The organism is Rhizobium sp. TH2, assembly GCF_024707525.1.
In the GTDB taxonomy this organism is placed as follows: Bacteria; Pseudomonadota; Alphaproteobacteria; order Rhizobiales; family Rhizobiaceae; genus Rhizobium_E.
In genome coordinates, this window is sequence record NZ_CP062231.1 from 124,675 (window position 1) to 145,914 (window position 21,240).

General features: G+C 63.2%; 22 protein-coding genes and 2 pseudogenes. 17 read left to right on the forward strand and 7 right to left on the reverse strand.

What is annotated here, in order from left to right; all coding sequences use genetic code 11:
* Positions 1 to 34 precede the first annotated feature (34 nt).
* Genes IHQ71_RS00705 through IHQ71_RS00725 form a run of 5 tightly spaced genes read right to left on the reverse strand, consistent with a single transcriptional unit; the run spans position 35 to position 4,740 of the window.
* Positions 35 to 1,321: an FAD-binding oxidoreductase gene (locus IHQ71_RS00705; protein ID WP_258159966.1), complete on the reverse strand. Its 1,287-nt coding sequence runs from the start codon at positions 1,319 to 1,321 to the stop codon at positions 35 to 37.
* On the reverse strand, positions 1,318 to 2,295 hold the full coding sequence (locus IHQ71_RS00710) for a branched-chain amino acid ABC transporter permease (protein WP_258159967.1): 978 nt from the start codon (positions 2,293 to 2,295) through the stop codon (positions 1,318 to 1,320). Before IHQ71_RS00710 ends, IHQ71_RS00705 begins: the two co-directional genes overlap by 4 nt.
* Positions 2,292 to 3,200, reverse strand: a complete 909-nt coding sequence (locus tag IHQ71_RS00715) for a branched-chain amino acid ABC transporter permease (protein WP_258159968.1) — start codon at positions 3,198 to 3,200, stop codon at positions 2,292 to 2,294. Before IHQ71_RS00715 ends, IHQ71_RS00710 begins: the two co-directional genes overlap by 4 nt.
* A complete protein-coding gene (locus IHQ71_RS00720; RefSeq protein ID WP_258159969.1) occupies positions 3,197 to 3,943 on the reverse strand; it encodes an ABC transporter ATP-binding protein in 747 nt (248 codons plus the stop codon). Before IHQ71_RS00720 ends, IHQ71_RS00715 begins: the two co-directional genes overlap by 4 nt.
* Positions 3,940 to 4,740 (reverse strand): ABC transporter ATP-binding protein, encoded by an 801-nt coding sequence (locus tag IHQ71_RS00725; protein ID WP_258159971.1) that lies wholly within the window; start codon positions 4,738 to 4,740, stop codon positions 3,940 to 3,942. The genes IHQ71_RS00720 and IHQ71_RS00725 overlap by 4 nt, the downstream gene beginning before the upstream one ends.
* A 122-nt stretch (positions 4,741 to 4,862) precedes the next feature.
* Between IHQ71_RS00725 and IHQ71_RS00730 the strand changes: the two genes are divergently transcribed.
* Genes IHQ71_RS00730 through IHQ71_RS00755 form a run of 6 tightly spaced genes read left to right on the forward strand, consistent with a single transcriptional unit; the run spans position 4,863 to position 9,229 of the window.
* The gene (locus tag IHQ71_RS00730) at positions 4,863 to 5,606 is read left to right on the forward strand and encodes a GntR family transcriptional regulator (protein ID WP_258159972.1); all 744 of its coding nucleotides are present in this window, start codon (positions 4,863 to 4,865) and stop codon (positions 5,604 to 5,606) included.
* Positions 5,603 to 6,091, forward strand: a complete 489-nt coding sequence (locus IHQ71_RS00735) for a DUF3830 family protein (protein WP_258159973.1) — start codon at positions 5,603 to 5,605, stop codon at positions 6,089 to 6,091. Before IHQ71_RS00730 ends, IHQ71_RS00735 begins: the two co-directional genes overlap by 4 nt.
* A 1-nt stretch (position 6,092) precedes the next feature.
* The gene (locus IHQ71_RS00740; RefSeq protein WP_258159974.1) at positions 6,093 to 6,452 is read left to right on the forward strand and encodes a TIGR04076 family protein; all 360 of its coding nucleotides are present in this window, start codon (positions 6,093 to 6,095) and stop codon (positions 6,450 to 6,452) included.
* A complete protein-coding gene (locus tag IHQ71_RS00745) occupies positions 6,449 to 7,501 on the forward strand; it encodes an aldo/keto reductase (RefSeq protein ID WP_258159975.1) in 1,053 nt (350 codons plus the stop codon). The genes IHQ71_RS00740 and IHQ71_RS00745 overlap by 4 nt, the downstream gene beginning before the upstream one ends.
* On the forward strand, positions 7,498 to 7,920 hold the full coding sequence (locus IHQ71_RS00750; protein WP_258159976.1) for a hypothetical protein: 423 nt from the start codon (positions 7,498 to 7,500) through the stop codon (positions 7,918 to 7,920). The genes IHQ71_RS00745 and IHQ71_RS00750 overlap by 4 nt, the downstream gene beginning before the upstream one ends.
* A gap of 49 nt (positions 7,921 to 7,969) precedes the next feature.
* The gene (locus tag IHQ71_RS00755; RefSeq protein ID WP_258159977.1) at positions 7,970 to 9,229 is read left to right on the forward strand and encodes an ABC transporter substrate-binding protein; all 1,260 of its coding nucleotides are present in this window, start codon (positions 7,970 to 7,972) and stop codon (positions 9,227 to 9,229) included.
* A gap of 134 nt (positions 9,230 to 9,363) precedes the next feature.
* Here the strand turns inward: IHQ71_RS00755 and IHQ71_RS00760 are convergent, their stop codons facing one another.
* Entirely contained in the window at positions 9,364 to 10,227 is an 864-nt protein-coding gene (locus IHQ71_RS00760; RefSeq protein WP_258159978.1) for an AraC family transcriptional regulator, read from the reverse strand.
* 143 nt (positions 10,228 to 10,370) lie between these two features.
* Between IHQ71_RS00760 and IHQ71_RS00765 the strand changes: the two genes are divergently transcribed.
* The 10 genes and pseudogenes from IHQ71_RS00765 (at position 10,371) to IHQ71_RS00810 (ending at position 19,503) form a co-directional block, all read left to right on the forward strand.
* The gene (locus IHQ71_RS00765; RefSeq protein ID WP_258159979.1) at positions 10,371 to 11,147 is read left to right on the forward strand and encodes a phytanoyl-CoA dioxygenase family protein; all 777 of its coding nucleotides are present in this window, start codon (positions 10,371 to 10,373) and stop codon (positions 11,145 to 11,147) included.
* A 127-nt stretch (positions 11,148 to 11,274) separates the two neighbouring features.
* A complete protein-coding gene (locus IHQ71_RS00770) occupies positions 11,275 to 12,297 on the forward strand; it encodes an ABC transporter permease (protein WP_258159980.1) in 1,023 nt (340 codons plus the stop codon).
* A 36-nt stretch (positions 12,298 to 12,333) separates the two neighbouring features.
* A complete protein-coding gene (locus IHQ71_RS00775) occupies positions 12,334 to 13,305 on the forward strand; it encodes a sugar ABC transporter substrate-binding protein (RefSeq protein WP_258159981.1) in 972 nt (323 codons plus the stop codon).
* A gap of 59 nt (positions 13,306 to 13,364) precedes the next feature.
* Positions 13,365 to 14,876, forward strand: coding sequence for a sugar ABC transporter ATP-binding protein (locus IHQ71_RS00780; protein WP_258159982.1), 1,512 nt, complete (start codon positions 13,365 to 13,367; stop codon positions 14,874 to 14,876).
* An 11-nt stretch (positions 14,877 to 14,887) separates the two neighbouring features.
* Entirely contained in the window at positions 14,888 to 15,838 is a 951-nt protein-coding gene (locus IHQ71_RS00785; protein WP_258159984.1) for a ribokinase, read from the forward strand.
* The gene (gene rbsD, locus IHQ71_RS00790; protein ID WP_258159985.1) at positions 15,835 to 16,290 is read left to right on the forward strand and encodes a D-ribose pyranase; all 456 of its coding nucleotides are present in this window, start codon (positions 15,835 to 15,837) and stop codon (positions 16,288 to 16,290) included. The genes IHQ71_RS00785 and rbsD overlap by 4 nt, the downstream gene beginning before the upstream one ends.
* 5 nt (positions 16,291 to 16,295) lie before the next feature.
* Positions 16,296 to 17,117 carry a 3-methyl-2-oxobutanoate hydroxymethyltransferase gene (locus tag IHQ71_RS00795; RefSeq protein WP_258159987.1) on the forward strand — a complete coding sequence of 274 codons (822 nt, stop codon included), beginning with the start codon at positions 16,296 to 16,298 and terminating at the stop codon, positions 17,115 to 17,117.
* A 46-nt stretch (positions 17,118 to 17,163) separates the two neighbouring features.
* Entirely contained in the window at positions 17,164 to 17,829 is a 666-nt protein-coding gene (locus IHQ71_RS00800) for an SGNH/GDSL hydrolase family protein (RefSeq protein WP_258159988.1), read from the forward strand.
* A 325-nt stretch (positions 17,830 to 18,154) separates the two neighbouring features.
* A pseudogene (locus IHQ71_RS31985) lies at positions 18,155 to 18,328 on the forward strand (alkanesulfonate monooxygenase); the annotation flags it as partial.
* A 110-nt stretch (positions 18,329 to 18,438) separates the two neighbouring features.
* Entirely contained in the window at positions 18,439 to 19,503 is a 1,065-nt protein-coding gene (locus tag IHQ71_RS00810) for a YeiH family protein (protein ID WP_258159989.1), read from the forward strand.
* A gap of 33 nt (positions 19,504 to 19,536) precedes the next feature.
* Here IHQ71_RS00810 and IHQ71_RS00815 read toward each other — a convergent pair.
* Positions 19,537 to 19,788 (reverse strand): annotated as a pseudogene (locus IHQ71_RS00815) (substrate-binding domain-containing protein); the annotation flags it as partial.
* Positions 19,789 to 20,209: 421 nt separating this feature from the next.
* Between IHQ71_RS00815 and IHQ71_RS00820 the strand changes: the two are divergent.
* Positions 20,210 to 21,226: a cupin domain-containing protein gene (locus IHQ71_RS00820; RefSeq protein ID WP_258159990.1), complete on the forward strand. Its 1,017-nt coding sequence runs from the start codon at positions 20,210 to 20,212 to the stop codon at positions 21,224 to 21,226.
* The last annotated feature ends 14 nt before the right edge of the window (positions 21,227 to 21,240 follow it).

Sequence of the window (21,240 nt, forward strand, 5' to 3'; positions counted from 1 at the left end):
CTGTCAAGAGCGCGTCTACGTGCCCCGTACATGATTAGGCGCTTCGCTCCTCGTCGAGCCTGTCGCGCAGCATGCTCCAAGGCAGGAGTATATTGGGTGCGTGCTTGAGAAGCCCGTGAAAGGGTATCTCCCTTGGCGGGGCATAAGGGATCGGCAAGGCGCTGGCCGGTATGCCGGACGCCCAGGTAGCAATTTCCCGGCCGAGCGCCGTGGTCAGCGCGATGCCGCGGCCGTTGCAGGCAAAGCCCGCGAGCAGTCCGGGACCGAGGTCGACCAGATGCGGCAGGAAATCCGGCTCGACCGCAGCCATGCCCGACCAGGCCCAGGCGATCGGAGGGACGTCGCCGAGTTCCAGCATCTTAGCCAGACGCCGGTGGATAGTGCCCGGCACGCGCGTCCCGGCGCCCGGACCGAAGACATGCATGCCCCCGCTGATGAGGCGGTTGTCGGCATCGAAGCGGAAGGTGAAGAGATTGCGGCGGGTATCGGAGACCGACTGGTTGCCGGGCAGGAGGCGCTTCCTGACTTCGCGCGGCAGAGGTTCGGTGGCGATCTGGAAGACCCGGAGCGGGAAATAGGTCCGGGCGAGTTCGGGTCGCAGTTTGCCGCCATAGGCATTTGTGGCGATGAAGACTTTGCCGGCGCGGACGGTGCCAGTGGCGGTCGTCAGCGTGTAGCCCTCGTTCGCGCGGGATATCGCGGTCACCGGGCTCCGTTCGAAGATGCGCGCGCCGGCGGCCTCGGCGGCATCCGCCAGGCCGCGTGCATAGGCAACGGGATCGAGGAGACCGCCCGAACGGTCCGTCCAGCTTCCGGCATAGCCCTTGGCACCCGTGACGCTCTCGGTCTCCGATCTGCCCATGACGACGACCGGGCGGCCGCGACTCGCCCACTGGGCGGCACGTGATTTGACCTTGTCAAAAGCGGCGGCGGAATGCGCGGGCTGGATCCAGCCGCTCTGCTCGGCCTGGCATTCTATGTTGTGGCGACGGATGAGTTCGAAAACGAGGTCGGCGCTCGTGCTGGCGAAGCGGATCAGTCGCTCGCCGCGCTCAGTACCCAGCTCGGCGATGATGTCGTCCGGGTCCTTCTTGGCGAAATTCGGAACCACAAAGCCGGCATTGCGGCCCGTCGCGCCCCAGGCGATGATCTCGGCCTCGAGCAGCACCACCGAGAGACCTTTCGCGGCCGCATGCAGGGCGGTCGACAGGCCGGAAAAGCCGCCGCCGATGATGGCGAGGTCCGCATCGACAGTCTCCGTGAGCGCCGGGCGTTCGCGATAGTCTCCGCCGATCGCGTGCCAGAGCGAAATCGCGGTCATGAGGATGGACCGGCAGGCTCGGCGGCGGGCTTCGGGGCCGGGCGGCGGCGCTCGACGAGGTTGCCGAACAGGCCGTTCGGTCTGATCAGCAGGATGACGCAGAGCATCACGCCGATGGCGACGATCTGCAATGCGGCGGCGCGGGCCTGCTGGTCGGCAGGTGCAAGCGAGCTGACAAGGGCACCCGATCCGGCCCAGATCGCCCAGACCAGCACCGACCCGATGACGGCGCCGCGATTGCTGCCCGATCCGCCGACGATCAGCATCACCCAGACCTGGAAGGTCAGCATGGGCGTGTAATTGTCCGGTGCGATGAAGCCGATGAAATGGGCCTGGACCGCGCCGGCGAGGCCCATCAGCGCGCCGCCGACGGCGAAGGCCTGGACGCGGTAGAAGCGGGCGCTCTTGCCGAGCGAGATCGCCGCCCGCTCGTCCTCGCGCAGCGCCTTGAGGACGCGGCCCCACGGGCTGCGCGCAAGGTGCTGGAGGGCTAGGTATGCGATGAGCGTCACTGCGGACACCACGGCAAGATTGGCGAGGTTGAAATAGATCGGCGTCTCGGCAAGCGCGGCGAAGGGCCTCGGGATGAAGCCGACGCCGAAGGCGCCGCCAGTGACGCTCTGCGCGTTGAGGGCCACGAGCTGGACGACGACGGCGACGCCGAAGGTAGTGATCGCGAGATAGTCCGATTTCAGCCGTAGCGTGGCGAAGCCGGTGATCGCCGCGGCGATGCCTGCCACGAGCATTGCCCCCAGCCAGCCGGCGACGATCGGCAGGCCGAAGCCGCCGAACCGGACGGGATCGTCGGGCGTGGTCATCAGCGCCGACGTATAGGCCCCGATCGCGACGAAGCCCGCGACCCCGACATTGAACAGGCCGGTGAGCCCCCATTGCAGGTTCAGCCCGAGGCTGATCAGGGCGAAGACCAGCGCCGTGGTGAGGAAGAAGGCGACATATCCGAGAAGATCGATCATCGTTCCCTCACTCCGAAAATTCCGATCGGCCGCACGAAGAGCACTCCCATCAGGATGATGAAGGAGATCGCGGCGCGCCATTCGGCACCGATCAACTGGACGGCGGCGGCCTCTGCGAGGCCGATGATCAGCCCGCCGAGAACAGCGCCGGTGACCGAACCGATGCCGCCGAGAATGGCCGCGGCGAACATCGGCAGCAGCATGTCGAAGCCCATCAGCGGCCGGACCTGCACCAGGATGCCGATCATGACGCCGGCAACGCAGGCAAGTGCACCGCCGAGCATCCAGGTGACCCGGACGACCTTGGCGACATCGATGCCCACGACCCGGGCGAGCGCCATGTTCTGGCTGACGGCCCGCATCGATCGTCCCGTCTGGGTGCGTGTCATCAGCAGGTGTGTGGCGGTGACCAGTGCGGCGATGACGATGAGAAGCGCGACCTGGTCGGGCGTGACGCGGATGCCCAATCCAACCGGCATCGCCATCTGGATCGCCTTGCTGAAATAGGCCGGCCGCGAGGTGAAGATGAATTCGAGCAGGCTGCGCAGAGCCATCGACGCGCCGAAGCTCGCCATCACGACGATGATCGCCTGTCCGCGTGACCTGAGGCGGGCGAAAAGGACGATGTCAAGTGCCAGTGCCAGCAGGCCGGTGATCGCGGCGCCGAGGATGACGGCGACGATCAGCGGCCAACCGAAGGAGAGCGCGCCGATCGGCGCGAACTTTCCGAATATCGCGCCGATGGCGCTGACGACAGCGAGCGTCGCATAGGTGCCCCAGGCCATGAAGTCGCCATGGGCGAAGTTGGAGAAGCGCAGGATGGAATAGGTGAGCGTGACGCCGATGGCGCCGAGGCCGATCATCGAGCCCGTCAGCAGGCCATCGACAATGAATTGCAGGTTCATGGCTGGCCTCCCGATGGCTGGTGGGCGCGCTGGCCGAGATAGAGCTCCGCGACGACGGGGTCGTTCCAGAGTTCCGAGGCCACGCCCTCGTGGGCCTCTCGGCCCTCTACCAGCACATAGGCACGGTCGCCGATGGCGAGCGCGGCCCTGGCATTCTGCTCGACGAGCAGGATGGTCATTCCCGCGCCGCGAATGTCGCTCAGCATCGCGAAAACCATGGAGACGAGCTTTGGCGAGAGGCCGGCCGAGGGCTCGTCGAGCACGAGCAGCTTCGGCTCGACGATCAAGGCGCGGGCGACGGCGAGCATCTGCCGCTGGCCCCCCGAGAGATTGCCGGCGCTCGTGCGGCGGAAGTTCCTGAGGTCAGGAAAAGTCTCGTACATGCGCTCGATGCGCTCGGCGGCGACCTTCGGCTTCAGAATGCCGCCGGCGGTGCGGAGATTGTCCTCGACGCTCATCAGCGGGAAAATGTTCTCGGTCTGCGGCACGAAGGCGAGGCCACGGCGCACCATCTGATGAGCGGGCAGCGTCGTGATATCGTCGCCATCGAGCAGGACCGTGCCGCCGGAGACCGGAACCAAGCCGGCGATCGCCTTGATCAGGCTCGACTTTCCGGCGCCGTTGGGGCCGAGCACGACGACGATCTCGCCGCGATCGACACGGATCGATGCGCCGCGCACGATGGGTACGCCCGGCTCGTAGCCGGCGACCAGGTCGGAAACCTCAAGCACGGGCCGCGTCATGCCGCGCCTCCGAGATAGGCCTCGATGACGCGGGGATCGCGGGCGACCTCGCTTGCCGTCCCCTCGGCGATCAATTGCCCACTCGCCATGACCAGCACGCGATGGCAGAGGCGGGTGACCATATCGATATTGTGCTCGATAAGCAGGAAAGTAACGCCGCGCGCGTTGATCTCGCGAATGCGGTCCATGATCACTTCAAGCAGCGTGGCGTTGACGCCTGCCGCCGGCTCATCGAGAAGGATGATCGCGGGGTCGGCCATCATCACGCGCGCCAGTTCGAGCAGCTTGCGCTGCCCGCCGGAGAGCACGCGCGCCGGCTCGTGGGCGAGACGCGAAAGCAGCAACAGATCGAGCAGTTCCATCGCCTTCGTCTCGGCCGCGCGCTCCTCGGCGGCGACACGGAAGGGATTGAGGAAATTGGCGAGCAGCTTCTCGCCGGTCTGGTTCTGCGCGGCGAGCATGACATTTTCCACGAGGCTCAGGTTGGCGAGCGGCCGCGGGATCTGGAAGGTCCGTCCGAGGCCACGCCCGATGCGACGGTGCGGCATCTCGCGCGACACGTCGACGCCATTGAGGACGATGTGGCCCGATGTCGGCGGCAGGCTACCGGCGAGCAGGTCGAACATCGTGGTCTTGCCGGCGCCATTCGGACCGATCAAGCCCAGGATTTCGCCTTGGCGGACATCGAAGGTCACGTCGTTGACGGCATGAAGGCCGCCGAAGCGCCGGATGACGTTTCTTGCGCTCAGCACGGCGGAACCTGGCGGCTCCACCCTTCTCGCTTCCCCTGGACTCATCGGACCCTCTGGCCGAAGCGTTTGTCGCTTCGTGATTTTTGATTTGTGATCACACTTGCGTTGATCACAATATTAAGCTTAAAATAATTGGCAAGAGAAAAATCGCGAGGAAACGGGACGCGATGCGATCAGCGGTAACCGACAAGAGTAGCAACGACCTCTCTGCCGCCCAGTTGATGCCGGTGGGGCGCGAGACCGTGCAGGATCGGGTCTATTCCGAGTTGCGGCGCGCGCTGATCGGCGGCATGTTCGAGCCGAGCCAGGTGCTGACGATCCGTGGTCTCGCCGATGCGCTCGCCACCAGCACCATGCCGGTGCGCGAGGCCGTCGGCCGGCTGATCACCGAAAAGGCGCTGGAGGCGCTGCCGAACCGCTCCGCCCGCGTGCCGCCGATTACGATCGAGCGCATGTCCGATCTGCTGCGCACCCGCATCCTGATCGAAGGCGAGGCGATTGCGCTCGCCACCGAACGCATGACCGGGCCGGATTTCGCGCGTATCGAGGCGCTGCTGCACGAATGGGACGAGATGCGCGCCCTCAAGCAGCCCAAGGACGTCGACCGCGAGGTGACGCTCAATCAGAGGTTCCACTTCGAGATCTACCGCTCCTGCGGCTCGTCCGTCCTGATGCCGATGATCGAGAGCCTGTGGCTGCAATCCGGCCCCTGCATCCGCGTGGCGATCTATGCCTTCTCGGAAGCGGGCGAGGTCGATACCGCCCAATATCATCGCCGCATCGTCAGTGCGCTCGCGACCAAGGATGTCGATGCCGCGCGAGAGGCGCTCGCCGCCGACATTTCCCGGCCGTTCGAATATCTGCGCAGCAAGATGCTCGCCGAGGAAAAGCTGAGGGAGGTGAGCAAATGATGACCCGTGCAATCCTGATCGAGGAATCGAGGTCCGGCCTTTCGGTCAAGGCGCTGCTGCTCGACGGTAAGGCGCCCGACAACGCAGCCTTCCTGTGGGAGTATCTCACTGAGCCCCGCATTGTCGGCGGTATCCATGCAATGTGGACGGGGCCGGAAATATCTTGCCCGGTCCCGTCTGATCATCTTGAGGGCGCGGCCTATGCAAAGCCGCTGCCGGCCGAGAATGCGACCCTCAATCCGCAGCCTGGCGATATCGTCATCTCCTACGTGCCGCCGCGCATGTGGGGCGGCAATCCGAACGCCATCTTCGACATCGGCCTTTTCTATGGCGCGGGCGCGCGATTGCTGTTCCCGATCGGCTGGCTCGCGGGCAGCGTCGTCGCCCAGGTGGCGACCGAGGGGCGGGACCATTTTGCGGCGGCCTGCGGCGTCATTCGCCGCAACGGCGCCTGCGAGGTTACATTCAGCCGGGCGGAGGCGTGACATGAGCGGCATCGATGACGGTTTCGAGCTCTACGACCTCCGGGTCGAGGCGGTGATCCCAGAGGGCAAGCCGATCTATTGCGGCGCCAGGCCAGGCGACTATTTCGAGTTGCGTGGCGAGATGTTGTCGATGCCGGCAGACCAGGGCTTTTCCATCTATTCGATCTCGGCGGTGCTGCCGCTCCTCGCCGCCAAGCAGCGCGAGACGCACCCGAACGACTGGATGACCTCGGATGCCGAGATCGCCTGCCCGGACCCCAATTGCGGCAGCCGCCTCAGGATCGTCCGGCTCGGCAAGCGGCGGTTCAGCCATGCCGAGACGACGGCTGTGCCATTGCCTACTGAAAGAGAATCACGATGAGCAGGACCTTCCAACTCACGCCGGACTATGCGATTTCCCGCGTCATCCGTGGCGGATGGCAGCTCGCGGGCGGACATGGCGCGATCGATCGCGCACAGGCGGTCGATGATCTGATCGCCGCCTTCGATGCCGGGATCAAGACCTATGACTGCGCCGATATCTATACCGGCGTCGAGGAATTGATCGGTGCGGCGCGTCTCAAGCTCGCCTCGGAACGCGGGCTGGATGTCGCCGCCAGCATGAAGGTGCATACCAAGCTGGTGCCGGATCTCGAAATCCTGCCGCGCATCAGCCGCGACTATATCAGGGGCATCGTCGAGCAGTCGCTGAAGCGTCTGAAGACCGAGCGGCTCGACCTCGTCCAGTTCCATTGGTGGGATTATGCCCATAGCGGCTATGTCGATGCGATGGGCTGGCTTGACGAGATGCGTGCCGAAGGCAAGGTCCGCAATCTGGGAACCACCAATTTCGATGCGCCGCGGCTTGCCGAGATCATCGGAGCGGGCGTGCCGCTGGTGAGCCAGCAGCTGCAATATTCGGTGCTCGACCAGCGGCCGACGCACTATGTAGCCGAACTCGCCGCCCGCCACGGATTCAAGTTCCTGTGCTATGGCTCGGTTGCCGGCGGCTTCCTCAGCGACCGGTGGCTCGGCCAGCCGGAGCCGGATATGAATCTCGAAAACCGATCGCTCGTCAAATACAAGCTCATCATCGACGACTTCGGTGGCTGGGATCTCTTCCAGGAACTGCTGCGGGCGCTCCGGAGCGTGGCCGACCGTCACGGCGTCGATATCGCCACGATCGCGAGCGCCTGGGTTCTCACCCGCGAGCATGTCGCCGCCGTCATTGTCGGCGCTCGCAACCAGAGCCACGCACTGGCCAATGCCGGCATCATGGACATCGTGCTTTCCGGCGAGGATCTCGCCGAGATCGGCGCCGTCGTCGGCCGGAGCACCGGCCCGGAAGGGGACGTCTATACGCTGGAGCGCGACCGGAAGGGTCGCCACGGCTCGATCATGCACTACAACCTCAATGCGGGGAAGAAATGAGCGAATCTCCACTCTTCATCCGTGCCCGCGACGAGGTTGTGTCACTGCATGAATTCTTCGTCGCCTGGTACGACAAGAAGACTGCTGATGCGATCGACTTTGACCGTTTCGACAAGGTCATGGGGCCTGGCATACAGATGATCCCGCCCAGCGGCGACATGCTCGATCGGGACGCGGTCGTGTCCTATGTTCGCAACAACCGTGCGACCTTCGATGGCGACTATGCGATCGAGATTGCCGATGTCCAGTCCGCCTGGGAAGCCGGGAGCGCAATTGTCATTACCTATATCGAGAAGCAGGAGCGCCGTGGCGTGAAAACCGCGCGGCGCGCCTCCGCACTTTTCGTTGAAAGTTCATCGGCGCCCAACGGCGTCGAATGGCGCCATCTGCATGAAACCTGGATGCAGACGGCTGAATGAGAACGGGTTCGAAAACTGGGAATAAATCACACCGAAAAGGGGAACCACGATGAAGAAGACACTGCTTCAATTGACCGCCGCACTGCTGCTCGCCGGCACCGCAGGCATTGCCAATGCCGCTGATTGCAAGGTCACCGTCGGGCTGGTGATGGAACTGACGGGGCCTGCCGGCGAATATGGCCAGGCCGGCGCCAAATCCGTCGAGATGGCTTTCCGCGACATCAACGATGCCGGCGGCGTGCTGGGCTGCGATCTCGTCACCGATACGCGCGACAGCCAGAGCGCGGGCAACATCGCGGTCGATGCCGCGACGCAGCTCGTCCAGGTCAAGAAGGTACCGCTCGTCATCGGCGGCATCATCTCGTCCGTGTCGATCCCGATCCTGACCTCGGTCACCGGGCCTGCCAAGATCGTGCAGATCTCGCCGGCCTCGTCCTCGCCGACGCTGACGGCACTGGCCCGCGAAGGCAAGACCAACGGCATCTTCTTCCGCACGATCACGTCGGATGCGCTGCAGGGCATTGCCGCCGCAAAATACGCTGTTGACAGCGGCTTCAAGAAGCTCGCGATCGTCCATGTCAACAACGACTTCGGCGTCAACATGGTGGCCGAGTTCTCGCGTGCCTACAAGGCGCTCGGCGGCACGATCGTTTCAGTCACGCCCTATAACGAAAAGCAGTCGAGCTATGCCTCGGAAGTCACCGCCGCGATGGGCGGCGAGCCCGACGGCCTTTACCTCGTGAGCACGCCTGTCGATGGCGCGACCATCGCGCGTACCTGGATTTCGCAGGGCGGGGTCCAGAAGTTCCTGCTCAATGACGGCATGAACAGCCCGGATTTCATTGAATCGGTCGGCGCCGAATATCTCAACGAGGCGCACGGCACGTCATCGGGTACCAACCCGACCAAGTCGACCGACTATTTCATGAAGAACTACAAGGACTTCTCCGGCATCGAGCCGTCGAACCCTGCCGCCGACCGCTCCTATGACGCCGGCGCCATAGCCGGACTCGCAATCGCGATCGCCGGCTCCCAAGACCCGGCCAAGATCAAGGACGCGATCAGCAAGGTGGTCGATCCCACTGGTACGCCGATCTATGCCGGCAAGGAGGAATTCGCCAAGGCACTCAAGCTGATCAGTGAAGGCAAGCCGATCAAGTACGAAGGCGTCATCGGCCCGGTCAGCTTCGACAAATATGGCGACATCACCGGCCCGTTCCGGCTCTGGAAGATCAAGGACGGCAAGGTCGAGACCACAGGCGAAATGACCACCGAGCAGGTCGATGAACTGATGAAGAAGATCAACTAAGGTCACAGTCGATCGAGGGGCGCCCAGCGCCCCTCGATCGACTGGCGCTCGTGAACGGCGATGTTGTGTTGTGACGATGGGCTCGCCGGCTTGAGTCCAGCAAGCGCACAGTTCAAGACTTGTGATCCCTCAGTTCAACCGCCGGAAACATAACTCACCTTGCCATGCTCGCGTTTGCGCCACGTTGCCGGCGGCGTGCCGATCGAGCGTTTGAACTCGCGGCTGAAGTGATAGACATCGCAAAAGCCGCAGAGTTCGGCGATTTCGGACATTGCCATTCCGCTATCTGAGATCAGTGCCTGGGCATGCGTCAGCCGTTCGCGCAACAGCCATTGATGCGGGCTGGTGCGCAGGTGTTTGCGAAACAGGCGCCTGATATGTGAAGGGCTCAGTCCAGCCAGGCTTGCGAGATCCTTGCCGCTCCACGAACGGCCCAAATCGCCGCGCATCGCCAGCAGCACGGCGCTCAACTGTTCCGGCGATCCGCCCTGTCCATCGCCGCGCACCGCCGTGTCGACGATCGAGAGAAATTCGCCAACGAACTGGTTGAGCCGGAGATCGAGACCGGTGCCGCCGCCCCGCATGGCGAGGAACAGACGGTCGAACCAGCCCTGCAGTACCATCGGCTCCGCCACGCTGACGATCGGCTCGGAATCCCCGAATATTTTCTCGCGCAACGCCAGCGTGTTTGGTCCATCGACCCGGAACCAGCGCAAGGTCCATGGGTTCGTCGCATGTGCGTAATGTGCATGCGGCAGTTCATTGGCGATCCATACAAGCTGCCCCGGACCGATTTCCAATCGCTGGCCGAGCGTCTCGACCGTCCCGCCGCCGCTCAGGCAGAACAGGATATCCTGTCCTACATGCCTGTCCCGCACCACGCGGTAGTCCGGACCGGCCGATACCATGCCGGCCCGCACGATCGTGTAGGCCGCAGCCGTCCACATCGTGTCGGGAACGTAATGCAGGCTCTCCAGGAAGGACGACTTCTTTTCCATGCGCGTTTTATATAAAGAAATGGAATTGTTTGTCCATTTCTCTCTGCCGGAACTGCGCCTAGTTTCCTCTTCAACGAGATGCGCATCCGTAACATCCAAGGAAACGCCGATCCGTCGGCAAGACCTGATTTTGGGAGATCATGATGCTTACGATGAATGAAGCCGAGGCTGCGGCCTATATCAGGGATGGATATATCATCCGCTCCGGCCTGCTGACCGCCGACGAGGTCGACACCTTCCGCAGCCGGGCGCGAGCCCAGCTTGAAGCGGAGAGCCAGACCGGCGCCGTGATGGCCAAGGGCGACAAGGAAGGCAAGACGACCCTCCTCAAGATGTGGAACAAGGCCGAGGACGACCAATACGGCTACCTCGCCCGCGACGAACGTCTGGTGGACCTCGCCGAAGATGCGATCGGCAAGTCGATCTATCTCTACAGCCACAAGATGACCATGAAGCAGCCCAACGAAGGCGGCGCCTGGGAATGGCATCAGGATTTCGGTTACTGGTACAATTACGGCTGCCTCGCGCCCGAAATGATGAGCATCTACGTTTCGCTCGACAAGGCGACCCGGGAGAATGGCTGCCTGCAGGTGCTCAAGGGCACGCACAAACTCGGCCGCCTGAACCATATCCGCGAAAACGACCAGACCAATGTCGAGCAGGAACATCTCGAGGCGGCGCTGAAGCGCTTCGAGCACGTCTATGTCGAGATGGAAGCCGGCGACGCGCTGATTTTCGATGGCAACCTGCTGCACCGCTCGGATGCCAACCGCTCGAACACCTATCGCTGGGGCTATATCAGCTCCTACAACGCGGTGGAAAACGCGCCCTTCAAGCGTGTCCGCGAATACGGCAACTACGAGGCGCTCAAGAAGGTGCCGGCCGGCACGTTCCGGAACCTGCCCGAGCAGGCTGCCTGATTTCTGGCGACGCGGTGCGGTTAACTCGCACCGCTACAGACGATCCGAAATCCCGCTGAGGAGATGGGACAAGGAGACGAACAGGCCAGGCGCATGGCGCGCCCGGCCCACATGAGGAGGATAGGATATGGCCGATACGGTCAGGACCGGCGCACAGGCGCCAGCTGTCGACCGGCTCTCGCTCGCACGCCTGCTGCGAGCGCGGGAAGCAGGCGTGTTCATCGCTCTGCTGGTGCTCTGTCTTTTCCTGTCTTTCGCGACGGACAGCTTCCTCACATCGTTGAATTTGCTCAATGTCGGCCGGCAGGTGTCCCTGCTCGGCATCATGGCCGTCGGTATGACCTTCGTGCTGATATCAGGCGAAGTCGATCTTTCGGTCGGCTCGACCTATGCGATGTCGGGCCTGGCGACTGGCATGCTGATCGTGCTCGGATGGTCGCTGATGCCAGCGATGACGGTCGGACTTGCCGTAGGCATAGCGATCGGCGTGATAAACGGCGTGCTTTCGACCTATGGGCGGCTGCCGTCGCTGATCGCCACGCTCGGTATGCTGAGCGTGGTGCGGGGTGCCGCGCTGCTGATGACCAGCGGCCAGCCGGTGACCGTCAATGTCCGCAAGGGTGCGGTGCCCGAAGTGTTCGACACGTTCACCGCCATGGGGCAGGGCTACCTCTTCACGATCATTCCGATGCAGCTCGTTTTCTTCATTATCGTCGCCGTCATCGCCTGGATCATCCTGTCCTACACCAATTTCGGCTTCCGCATCTTTGCCGTCGGCGGTAGCGCCAAGGCGGCCCGCGTTTCGGGCATCTCCGTCAACAGGGTCAAGATCTGCGCCTTCGTACTGATGGGTTTCCTCGCCGCGCTCGCGGGCATTCTCAGCATGGCCTTCCTGCCAAGCGGGCAGGCGGGTCGCACCGGCCTTGGCCTCGAACTCGATGTCATCGCCGCGACGATCGTCGGAGGCGCTTCGCTCTCCGGCGGCGAAGGCACCATTCTCGGTACCATCCTCGGTGTGCTGATCATCGGCGTGATGCGCAATGGGCTGGTGCTGATGGGCGTATCGCCCTTCGTACAGGAACTGATGATCGGCCTGGTGATCATCATCGCGGTCGGCATCGACAAATGGAGTTCGCGAAAAGCCAGCTGAGGCTGTCAGCAGAATTAAAAACGGGAGGAACTGACAATGAAACTGAGAAATCTTCTTCTTGCCGCAGCCATTGCCCTCGTGCCGGTTGCAGCCCATGCCGAACAGAAACTGGCCGATTTCAAGCTGGCGGAGCGTATCAAGGCCAAGCTCGATGCCGGGCAGAAGCTCGATCTCTACGTCTCCTATCAGGACGTATCGAACGAATTCGCGCCTTTCCTGAAGGCAGGCGTCGAACGCGCCAGCAGCGAGAAAAACGTCAACGCCAAGTTCATCGGCCCGGTCGGCTCGGATGCTGACGGCCAGATCAACGAAATCGAGACCCTGATGGGCACGATGGACGGCCTTGCGGTTTCATCCGTTTCCACCGACGCGTTGGCACCAGTCATCGACCGCGTGCTGGCGGCCGGCATTCCGGTCGTCACCTACAACACGGATAACCCGGACAGCAAGCGTCTCGCCTTCGCGGGCCAGGATCTGGTGCAGTCCGGCGTTGAGGCCGGCAAGCTGATGGCCAAGGTGCTTGACGGCAAGGGCAAGGTAATGATCGTCACGCTCGATGCCGCCGCGCAATGGTCGCTCGACCGCGAAAAAGGTGCCCGCGAAGGCCTGAAGGCTGCCGGTCCCAATATCGAGATCGTCAACACGCTGAACACGGGCAGCGATCCGCAGAAGATCTATTCCGCGATCGAAAACGCCATGCTCGCCGATCCGAGCATCACGGGCCTCCTGTCGCTTGAATGCTGCTCGACGCCGGCCGCCGGCACATGGGTCCAGCGCAACAACCAGACCGACAAGGTCAAGGTTGTGGGCTTCGACCTTCTCGACCAGACCGTGGAACTGGTCGGCAACGGCAATATCCAGGCGACGATCGACCAGGCGCCTGAAAAGCAGGGCTATGCTGCAGTCGACATGCTGGTGACATTCCTTAGCGGCAAGCCGATCGACAATCTCGATACCGGCGTCGGCATCTATACCAAGGAAAACATCGCCGAAATGGCGAAGAAATAGCCTGACGTCCTCCCAGGACCGCCGGCAGTCGCCGGCGGTCTTTCCAGAGATTGGTGATCATGTCAGGCAGTCATTCCAATATCGTCGAGATCCATGGGGTAACCAAGCGCTTCCCTGGTGTGCTGGCGCTCGACAATGTCTCGCTCGCCTTCCGGGCGGGTGAGGTGCATGCCGTTGTCGGCGAGAACGGCGCCGGCAAATCGACGCTGATGAATATATTGGCGGGTGACCTCCATCCGACCGATGGCGAGGTGCATATCGACGGCAAGCCGGTGCGCTTCCGTTCGTCGCTCGACAGCCGCGCGGCGGGCATCGTCGTCGTCTACCAGGAACTGGCGCTCTGTCAGACCATGACGGTTGCGGAAAACATCATGATGTCGGCGATGGCCGCACGGCCGCAGATTTCGCTGGTGCCGCGCGCGGAAATGCGGCGCGGGGCACGCTCTGCACTATCCCGTCTCGGCATGGGCGCCCTCGATCCGGACACCAAGGTTTCGCGTCTCTCGATCGCCGAAAAGCAGCTCGTCGAGATCGCCGGTGCCATCCGCCAGAACGCCCGCGTGCTGGTGCTGGATGAACCGAATTCCGCCCTGTCGCGCCGCGAGAGTGAGCGCCTGTTCGAGATCGTCAAGCAACTCCGGGCCGAGGGCGTGACAGTCATCTATGTTTCGCACCATCTGCGCGAAGTTTTGGCGATCGCCGACCGCGTCAGCGTGATGCGCGATGGCCGCGCGATCGAAACCCTCGACAACGACGAGTTGACCGAAGCCCGGCTCATCCGCGGCATGGTGGGACGAGACCTCGGCACGGCACGCCCCTGGTCGCAGGACGAGGCCTCGGGCAGCATCCAGGGCGATGTCGCCCTTTCGGTCCAAAATCTGCTCGCACCGGGCATCGACGATATCAGCTTCGAGCTGCGCGCCGGCGAAATCCTTGGCATCGGCGGCCTGCCGGATTCGGGCAAGGATGGACTTGGCGAGGCCCTGTTCGGGCTGGTCGAGCGCCAGGGCCAGGTGCTCGTCGGTGGCGAGGAACTTCGCGCCCACGATCCGATGGCCTCCATTCGCAAGGGCGTATCTTTCGTCCCCGCCGACCGCCGGGGCGCGAGCGGCCTCCTCGCCATGAGCGTCGCCGACAACGTCATCTCCGCGTCGCTGCCGCGATTTTCGATCGCAGGCGTCCTCCAGCGGGGCATGATCAGGCGCGAGGCGCGGGCGCAGGTGGCAAGGCTCGATGCGCGCATTTCCCATCTGGCCCAGAAGCTCGGCACGCTTTCGGGCGGCAACCAGCAGAAGATCATCCTTGGCCGCAGCCTTGTCACCAATCCGCGCCTGCTGATCCTGCACGAACCGACGCGCGGCATCGATGTCGGCGCCAAGGCTGAGATCTATTCCATCCTGCGCGGCATCGCCGGCGAGGGCGTGGCGGTGCTGCTGATCTCGTCCGAAGTGCCGGAACTGATCATGAATACGTCACGCGTACTCGTCTTGCGCGGTGGCAAGATTTCAGGTGAACTCGAAGGCGCCGGGGTCAACGAGGAAGCGGTGCTGGCGCGCGCAATGACATCATGAATGAGGATGCGATGAAGAAACCGGAAATCACGGTCGTGGGCTCGTTTGCGGTCGGCTTGACCATGCGCGCGCCAAAACTGCCGATCTTCGGCGAGACCATGCTTGGTACGGATTTCGACATGGGCCCGGGCGGCAAGGGCTCGAACCAGGCCGTCGCAACGGCCCGGCTCGGCGCCAATTCCGCGCTGCTCGGCATGATCGGTTCAGACAAGCTCGCTGGCATCGCGACCGACCTCTACGCGGCCGAGGGCGTCGACTCGTCGCTCCTCTCGGTGCGGTCGGAGCGCGCCACGGGCGTCGGCATCATCATCCTCAACGACAAGGGCGAGAATTTCATCATCCTCGACATGGGCGCCAACGAGCTGCTGGATGCCGCAGCCGTCGATGCTGGGGAAGCGCGTATCCGGAGAAGCGATGTCGTGATGACCGTGCTTGAAATTCCGGTCGAAGCCGCCGCGCGCGCCATGGAACTCGGCCGTCGTCACGGCGCCAGGACCATCCTCAATCCCGCGCCCGCGCGCGCTCTGCCCGACGCGATCTTTGCCAATGTCGATTATCTCACGCCGAATGAAAGCGAGTTGCGCATCCTGCTCGGCCTGCCCGCCGACGACCCGCGCTCGTCACGCGAACTCGCGGGTGAACTCCGCCGCCGGGGCGTCCGCAATGTCGTGGTTACACTCGGACGCACGGGTGCGCTTGTTCTCACCGATGAACTCGACGCGATGGTGCCGGCGATCACGGTCGAGGTGGTCGATACAACGGGCGCTGGCGATGCTTTCAATTCGGGCTTTGCCGTGGCACTCGCCGAGGGCCGCGAGATCGTCGATGCCGTGCGCTTCGGCGTCGTGTGCGGCGGACTTGCCTGCACCCGCCTCGGCGTCATTCCCGGCCTGCCGGATCGCGCGCCGGCCGATGCACTCTTTGAAGAAGCCAAGAAAACCGTATGGAAGGACCGCCCGTGAACCGCAACCGTCTGCTCAATGCCCAACTGTCGCACGCCATCGCCTCCATGGGGCATGGTGACCTGATGATCATCTGCGATGCCGGCTTCCCCATCCCCTCCACCACGTGGCGCATCGACCTCGCCATCACGCCTGATGTGCCCGACCTCGAAACCGTGCTGGCGCCGATCGCCGCGAATTTCATCACCGAGAAGGTCTCCTTCGCCGAGGAAATCAAGGTCCACAACAAGCCGCTGCTTGCCAAGGTCGAGCGGTTGTTCTCGGGCGCGGAATTCGCACCCATTCCGCATGCCACCATCCTCAGCGAGATGGCGGCCAAGGCCAAGGTCATCGTCCGCACTGGCGCCTTCGATCCATGGGGCAATATCCTGCTCTATTCCGGCGTCGATGTGCCCCAGTGGTTCAACAAGCCGGGCGTGGTCGCGCCGGACTATTACGCCAGGAAGATGTAGCGCCCATGCCGCGCATCTTCGATTTCGGCGGCCGTGAGGTCAATCGCAGCCAGACCGTCGCCGGCCTCAAGTCCCTCAAGGGCAGCGGCCGGCACGCGACCCAGGTGACGGCGGAGACGCCTGATGAAGCCGCCGCCGCAGAGGCCGCCGGCATCGAAATGGTAGTCTGCCGCGCTGCCAATGTGGCCCGAGTGCGGGAAGGCTCGAAGGTGGTGTTCGTCACCGCCGCTCTCGGCTTCGCCGAGGCGATCACGCCTGATGAGATCATGAGGACCGCGTTTTCCGCTGTCACATCGGGCGCGGATGCCGTTCTCTGCAGCCGCAGCCACCAGACCGTCAAGATGCTGGCCGACGAGCAAATCCCCGTCATGGGCCATCTCGGCCTCGTGCCGCGCAAATCGACCTGGCTGGGCGGTATCAGGGCGGTCGGCAAGACCGCGACAGAGGCGCTGGACCTATGGGATCGCTTCAGGCGGCTGGAGGACGCCGGTGCCTTCGCAGTCGAATGCGAGGTGATCGCGGCGCCTGCCATGGCCGAGATCAACCGGCGCACCGGCCTGGTGACCGTATCGCTCGGCTCCGGCCGCGATGCCGATGTGATGTTCCTGTTCACATCCGACATCTGCGGCGAGGCCTCGCGACTGCCGCGTCACGCGCGTGCCTGGGGCGATCTTGCGAGCTTGCATGACGCCGTGCGCCGCGAACGCGTCCGCGCATTGTCCGGCTTCCGGTCGGCCGTGGAGACTGGCGATTTTCCCGGCAAAGCTGATGTGGCTGACATGACAGCCGAAGAGATGGAAAAGTTCCTGGGTACACTCGACAAGTAGGGTCGGCTAACCGTCTATTGCGCAGTGGTTTTGGGGGAGATCGGGCATGACTGGCAAGAAGCGTATCCTGTGTTTCGGAGACTCGCTCATCTGGGGATGGATGCCGATCGCGGAGGTCGTGCCCACGACGCGCTATCCCTTCGCGGAGCGCTGGACCGGTGTGCTTGCCACCCATCTCGGCGACAATTTCGAAATCATCGAAGAAGGCCTGAGCGGCCGGACGACGGATCTCGACGATCCGACCGATCCAAGGCTGAACGGCAGCACTTACCTGCCCTCGGCTCTGGCGACTCATCTGCCGCTCGACCTTGTGATCCTGCTTCTCGGCACCAACGATACCAAGACCTATTTCAACCGCAGCGCCTACGACATCACGGTCGGCATGTCGAAACTGCTGGTCCAGGTCGCGACCAGCGCCGGCGGCGTCGGGACCGTCTATCCCGCACCCGGGATGTTGCTGATGTCGCCCCCGCCACTCGCCGATATGACCGACCCCTGGCTGCAACTGACCTTCGAAGGCGCGCAGGCCAAAAGCCGAGAACTATCCCGGCACTACGCGGCACTGGCCCAATTCTTCAAGGTGGATTTCCTCGATGCCGGCGCTGTGATCGCCACCGGCGGCATCGACGGCATCCACCTGACAGCCCAAAACAATGCCGATCTGGGCAAGGCGGTCGCTCGCAAAGTACAGGCGATGTTCGGCCACAACTGAGATCGTCCTGGCAGTCGAAATGGCAGAGCAGCATCTGCTTTGGGATCACGCACTGGTTCGCCGCGCTCCGCTCGGACGATTGCCAGCATCTCGGCGTGCCGGATGGCAGCCTGCGCTCAAGCTGGGAACATTGCTCCGAGATCGCGTTGAAGGCGGAAGCGCTCGGCTTTCGTAACCTTCTGTGCCCATCCTTGTGCCAGGTCGGGCAGGACACGCTGTCGCGCATCAGGCGCGGGCGCGAGAACTGGCCGATCAGTTCGGCTTTATCGAGCCGCATCTCTGGACGGGGATCGACCGATCAGGTCCTCTCCGAGTTCAAAGCCGCCGGAAAATGGGCATCCGCGCCCTCATCCTGTCGGGTTATCCGCATCTCGACGAGGCCGAACATATTGGCACCAATGTTCTTCCCCAGTTGAAGACCTGCTCGCTGCCGCATGCCTATGGCCGCTTGCCTGTCGAGACACCGGCGACGCCGCTCAGGAACGGAGAGCGCCGGTGATGAAACATATGTCGCTGGCGCAATGACGTGTGCTGCATCGGTTCGACTATTTGTATATACTTAATCGACGCTCTCTAAGGAAAGGGTAGCGGCGATTGGGGGGATCAAGCATGGACGAAGCCGACACCAAGGATGGCCCGAGTGCCGGTGGACCGTTGAGGGAACGGCTGCTCGCCGCCTGCCGGCTTCGGTTTCACGGATTTGCAGTCGCCACGATGATCGCGCTGGCAGCCGCATTCCTCTCGGAACATTATGGCGCGCCGGCCATGCTGCTTGCGATCTTGATCGGCTTGGCCCTGCATTTCCTCTCCGAGGATGAGCGAAGCCTGCCGGGGTTGGATTTCGCCGCGCGCACGATGCTGCGCTTCGGCATTGCCTGCCTCGGCCTGCGCGTGAGCCTCGGTATGTTCGTCGACCTCGGGCCGGTCATGCTCATCTTGATCGCGGTTGCGGTTGCGGGAACGATTGCCTTCGGCATTCTCGTCGCCCGGTTCGCCGGTCAGGATGCCCGCTTCGGCATGCTGACGGGGGGCGCCGTGGCGATCTGCGGCGCCTCTGCGGCCATGGCGATCGCGGCGGTGATCGCCCGGCCCGACAAGACGGAAGCCGAGCGGGAAATGGGTTTCGTCGTGATCGGCGTGACCATGCTTTCGACGCTCTCGATGATCTTCTATCCCGTGATCGCAACAGCGCTTGGGCTGCCGGAGCGTGAGATCGGCATGTTCCTCGGGGCGACCATCCACGATGTCGCACAGGTTGCCGGTGCGGGCTTTTCAGTCTCCGTTCCCGCCGGCGAAACCGCGGTCTTCGTCAAGCTGATCCGGGTGACGATGCTGGCGCCGGTGGTCCTGGCCGCTGTCTTGATGTTCCGGCAATCGGCACCCGCAGGTACGCGCCGCCCGCCGCTCCTGCCGGGCTTCGTGATCGTCTTCATCCTGCTTGCGGCCATCAATTCGGTGGTGACGGTGCCGCCCATTGTCTCGGATCTCGCCGGCCAGGTCTCGCGCTGGGCTCTGCTCGTCGCGATCGCCGCCGTCGGCGTCAAGACATCGCTCGCCTCCATATCCAAGGTCGGCGGCCGTGCGATCAGTGCGCTTGTCGCCGACACAGTCTTCCTCGCGGTTTTCGTGCTGGTGGCCATGCTGCTGCTCGGCCCAGAACGGATCGGGGTCTGAGCGATGACCTCCGGCATGCCGTTCTCACCGGGATCACGGCATGCCGGAGCGAGCCGGCCAGGTCGAGGCCCGCGCGACAAGATGGCATGCGAGTTCCACCCGGCGCGGCAGATCGGGTAGTCTCGAAAGGTTGTCGTAGAGAAGAGCGAGCCCGGACGAGCCGATTTCGCGCATCGGAATATGCATCGTCGTCGGCGGTGGGTTGAGGAAGGCGGCCTGCGGCAGGTCGCCCATGCCCATGACCGAGACATCGCCCGGCACGGAATAGCCCATCTGCTGCACGCCCCCGCCTCGTCATACGTGACCGGCACCGTGCTACCGGTCGATGGTGGATGGCTCGTGCGCTGATTTCGAGCGGCTGTTCTCAAGCTTCGGGTTGATTGCGGAGGCCGACTCTAGATCGTTTCATTGTTAAATGGAATCATTCTGTTGGCTGAGACGGAGTCGGATATTCGTTCGGCCGGCGCGTGTCGTAGCCCAGATCTACGGCCAAGCCGGCCGAACGAATAGGCGGCCCGTATCGGCCAACCCCGAAGGGGCCGGGCATCTTTCCGCCAGGATCAGAGGCGATCGGCTCGGACGTACATCGGGGTATGCCCTTCGCCAATCGCCTCTGCCCTGACGAAAACCTGCTCCGGCAGAATGCTTCCATTTAACAATGAAACGATCTAGTTCACTGGGTCAGACCCCTTGATGGAGTATGCCGATGGAAGACGTCGTCCCGCCCAAGCCGATTTCGCCATCCGATGTTCCCTGGACGGAATGGTCCGATATTCCGAACTTCGCCATGCGATACCGGCATCTGACCGTGGCCGCCTTGGGCGAGGACTATCATGTCGGCGTGGCGATCGAGGAGCTCGATCCGGGCAAGCGAACGGTGCCCGCCCACTATCATATCTTCGAGGAAGAGCATCTTTATGTCCTGGAAGGCACGCTCACCACGCGGATTGGTGACCGCTCTTATGAGATGAAAGCCGGCGACTATGTCTGCTATCCCGCCGGACAGCGGGCAGGGCATTGCCTCATCAACAACAGCCGGGAGGTTTGCCGTTATGTGATCTTTGGCGAGCGCAATCCCAACGAAGTCGTGGTCTATACCGATTCCAGCAAGGTTCTCGTGCGCGCCTTGGGCCGCCGGGCAATCTTCGACATGAACGCATTGCGCGGCTATTGGGACGGTGAGAATACCGGCCTTCCGGAAGGCCAAGTGGCACCCACCGACGGCATGGGCCTTGCCCCGGTCGTGCCTTTTGTCGCGAAAGTGCCGATCTCCTCCGAAGACGTGGCTTGGGAAGCTTCGCACGAAAGCGAGCGGTTCGGCGGGCGCGCAAAACACCTCACCTACGCAGCCGTTGGCCGGAACTATCGCGTCGGTTCGCTGATCGAATCCCCGGCGCCCGGCAAGCGACTGGCGCCCAGGCATTATCACATGCTTGAGGAGGAGCATGCGCTGATCCTCGAGGGGCAGGTGACGCTGCTGCTCGGAGACGAACAGTACGAAATGAAGGCCGGCGACTACGTCTGCTTCCCGGCCGGGATCAAGGTTCCCCATGCTTTCATGAACAGCGGCGCTGGGCCATGCAGCTACCTGATGATCGGCGAACAGAATCCGAACGAGGTATGCGTCTATCCGGATTCCAACAAGATCATGGTCAGAGCGCTACGTTCTTACGACGACATATTCGATATGTCGGCCACGAGGAATTATTGGGACGGCGAGTAGGCGCGCTGATACGC

Excerpts from the sequence above, each read along its gene's own strand:
- IHQ71_RS00745 (WP_258159975.1), top strand. The coding sequence starts at position 6,449 with ATGAGCAGGACCTTCCAACTCACGCCGGACTATGCGATTTCCCGCGTC.
- IHQ71_RS00730 (WP_258159972.1), top strand. The coding sequence starts at position 4,863 with ATGCGATCAGCGGTAACCGACAAGAGTAGCAACGACCTCTCTGCCGCC.
- IHQ71_RS00785 (WP_258159984.1), top strand. The coding sequence starts at position 14,888 with ATGAAGAAACCGGAAATCACGGTCGTGGGCTCGTTTGCGGTCGGCTTG.
- IHQ71_RS00725 (WP_258159971.1), bottom strand. The coding sequence starts at position 4,740 with ATGAGTCCAGGGGAAGCGAGAAGGGTGGAGCCGCCAGGTTCCGCCGTG.
- IHQ71_RS00720 (WP_258159969.1), bottom strand. The coding sequence starts at position 3,943 with ATGACGCGGCCCGTGCTTGAGGTTTCCGACCTGGTCGCCGGCTACGAG.
- IHQ71_RS00780 (WP_258159982.1), top strand. The coding sequence starts at position 13,365 with ATGTCAGGCAGTCATTCCAATATCGTCGAGATCCATGGGGTAACCAAG.
- IHQ71_RS00765 (WP_258159979.1), top strand. The coding sequence starts at position 10,371 with ATGCTTACGATGAATGAAGCCGAGGCTGCGGCCTATATCAGGGATGGA.
- IHQ71_RS00755 (WP_258159977.1), top strand. The coding sequence starts at position 7,970 with ATGAAGAAGACACTGCTTCAATTGACCGCCGCACTGCTGCTCGCCGGC.
- IHQ71_RS00800 (WP_258159988.1), top strand. The coding sequence starts at position 17,164 with ATGACTGGCAAGAAGCGTATCCTGTGTTTCGGAGACTCGCTCATCTGG.
- IHQ71_RS00795 (WP_258159987.1), top strand. The coding sequence starts at position 16,296 with ATGCCGCGCATCTTCGATTTCGGCGGCCGTGAGGTCAATCGCAGCCAG.
- IHQ71_RS00760 (WP_258159978.1), bottom strand. The coding sequence starts at position 10,227 with ATGGAAAAGAAGTCGTCCTTCCTGGAGAGCCTGCATTACGTTCCCGAC.
- IHQ71_RS00775 (WP_258159981.1), top strand. The coding sequence starts at position 12,334 with ATGAAACTGAGAAATCTTCTTCTTGCCGCAGCCATTGCCCTCGTGCCG.
- IHQ71_RS00810 (WP_258159989.1), top strand. The coding sequence starts at position 18,439 with ATGGACGAAGCCGACACCAAGGATGGCCCGAGTGCCGGTGGACCGTTG.
- IHQ71_RS00820 (WP_258159990.1), top strand. The coding sequence starts at position 20,210 with ATGGAAGACGTCGTCCCGCCCAAGCCGATTTCGCCATCCGATGTTCCC.
- IHQ71_RS00715 (WP_258159968.1), bottom strand. The coding sequence starts at position 3,200 with ATGAACCTGCAATTCATTGTCGATGGCCTGCTGACGGGCTCGATGATC.
- IHQ71_RS00750 (WP_258159976.1), top strand. The coding sequence starts at position 7,498 with ATGAGCGAATCTCCACTCTTCATCCGTGCCCGCGACGAGGTTGTGTCA.
- IHQ71_RS00770 (WP_258159980.1), top strand. The coding sequence starts at position 11,275 with ATGGCCGATACGGTCAGGACCGGCGCACAGGCGCCAGCTGTCGACCGG.
- IHQ71_RS00740 (WP_258159974.1), top strand. The coding sequence starts at position 6,093 with ATGAGCGGCATCGATGACGGTTTCGAGCTCTACGACCTCCGGGTCGAG.
- IHQ71_RS00735 (WP_258159973.1), top strand. The coding sequence starts at position 5,603 with ATGATGACCCGTGCAATCCTGATCGAGGAATCGAGGTCCGGCCTTTCG.
- IHQ71_RS00705 (WP_258159966.1), bottom strand. The coding sequence starts at position 1,321 with ATGACCGCGATTTCGCTCTGGCACGCGATCGGCGGAGACTATCGCGAA.
- IHQ71_RS00710 (WP_258159967.1), bottom strand. The coding sequence starts at position 2,295 with ATGATCGATCTTCTCGGATATGTCGCCTTCTTCCTCACCACGGCGCTG.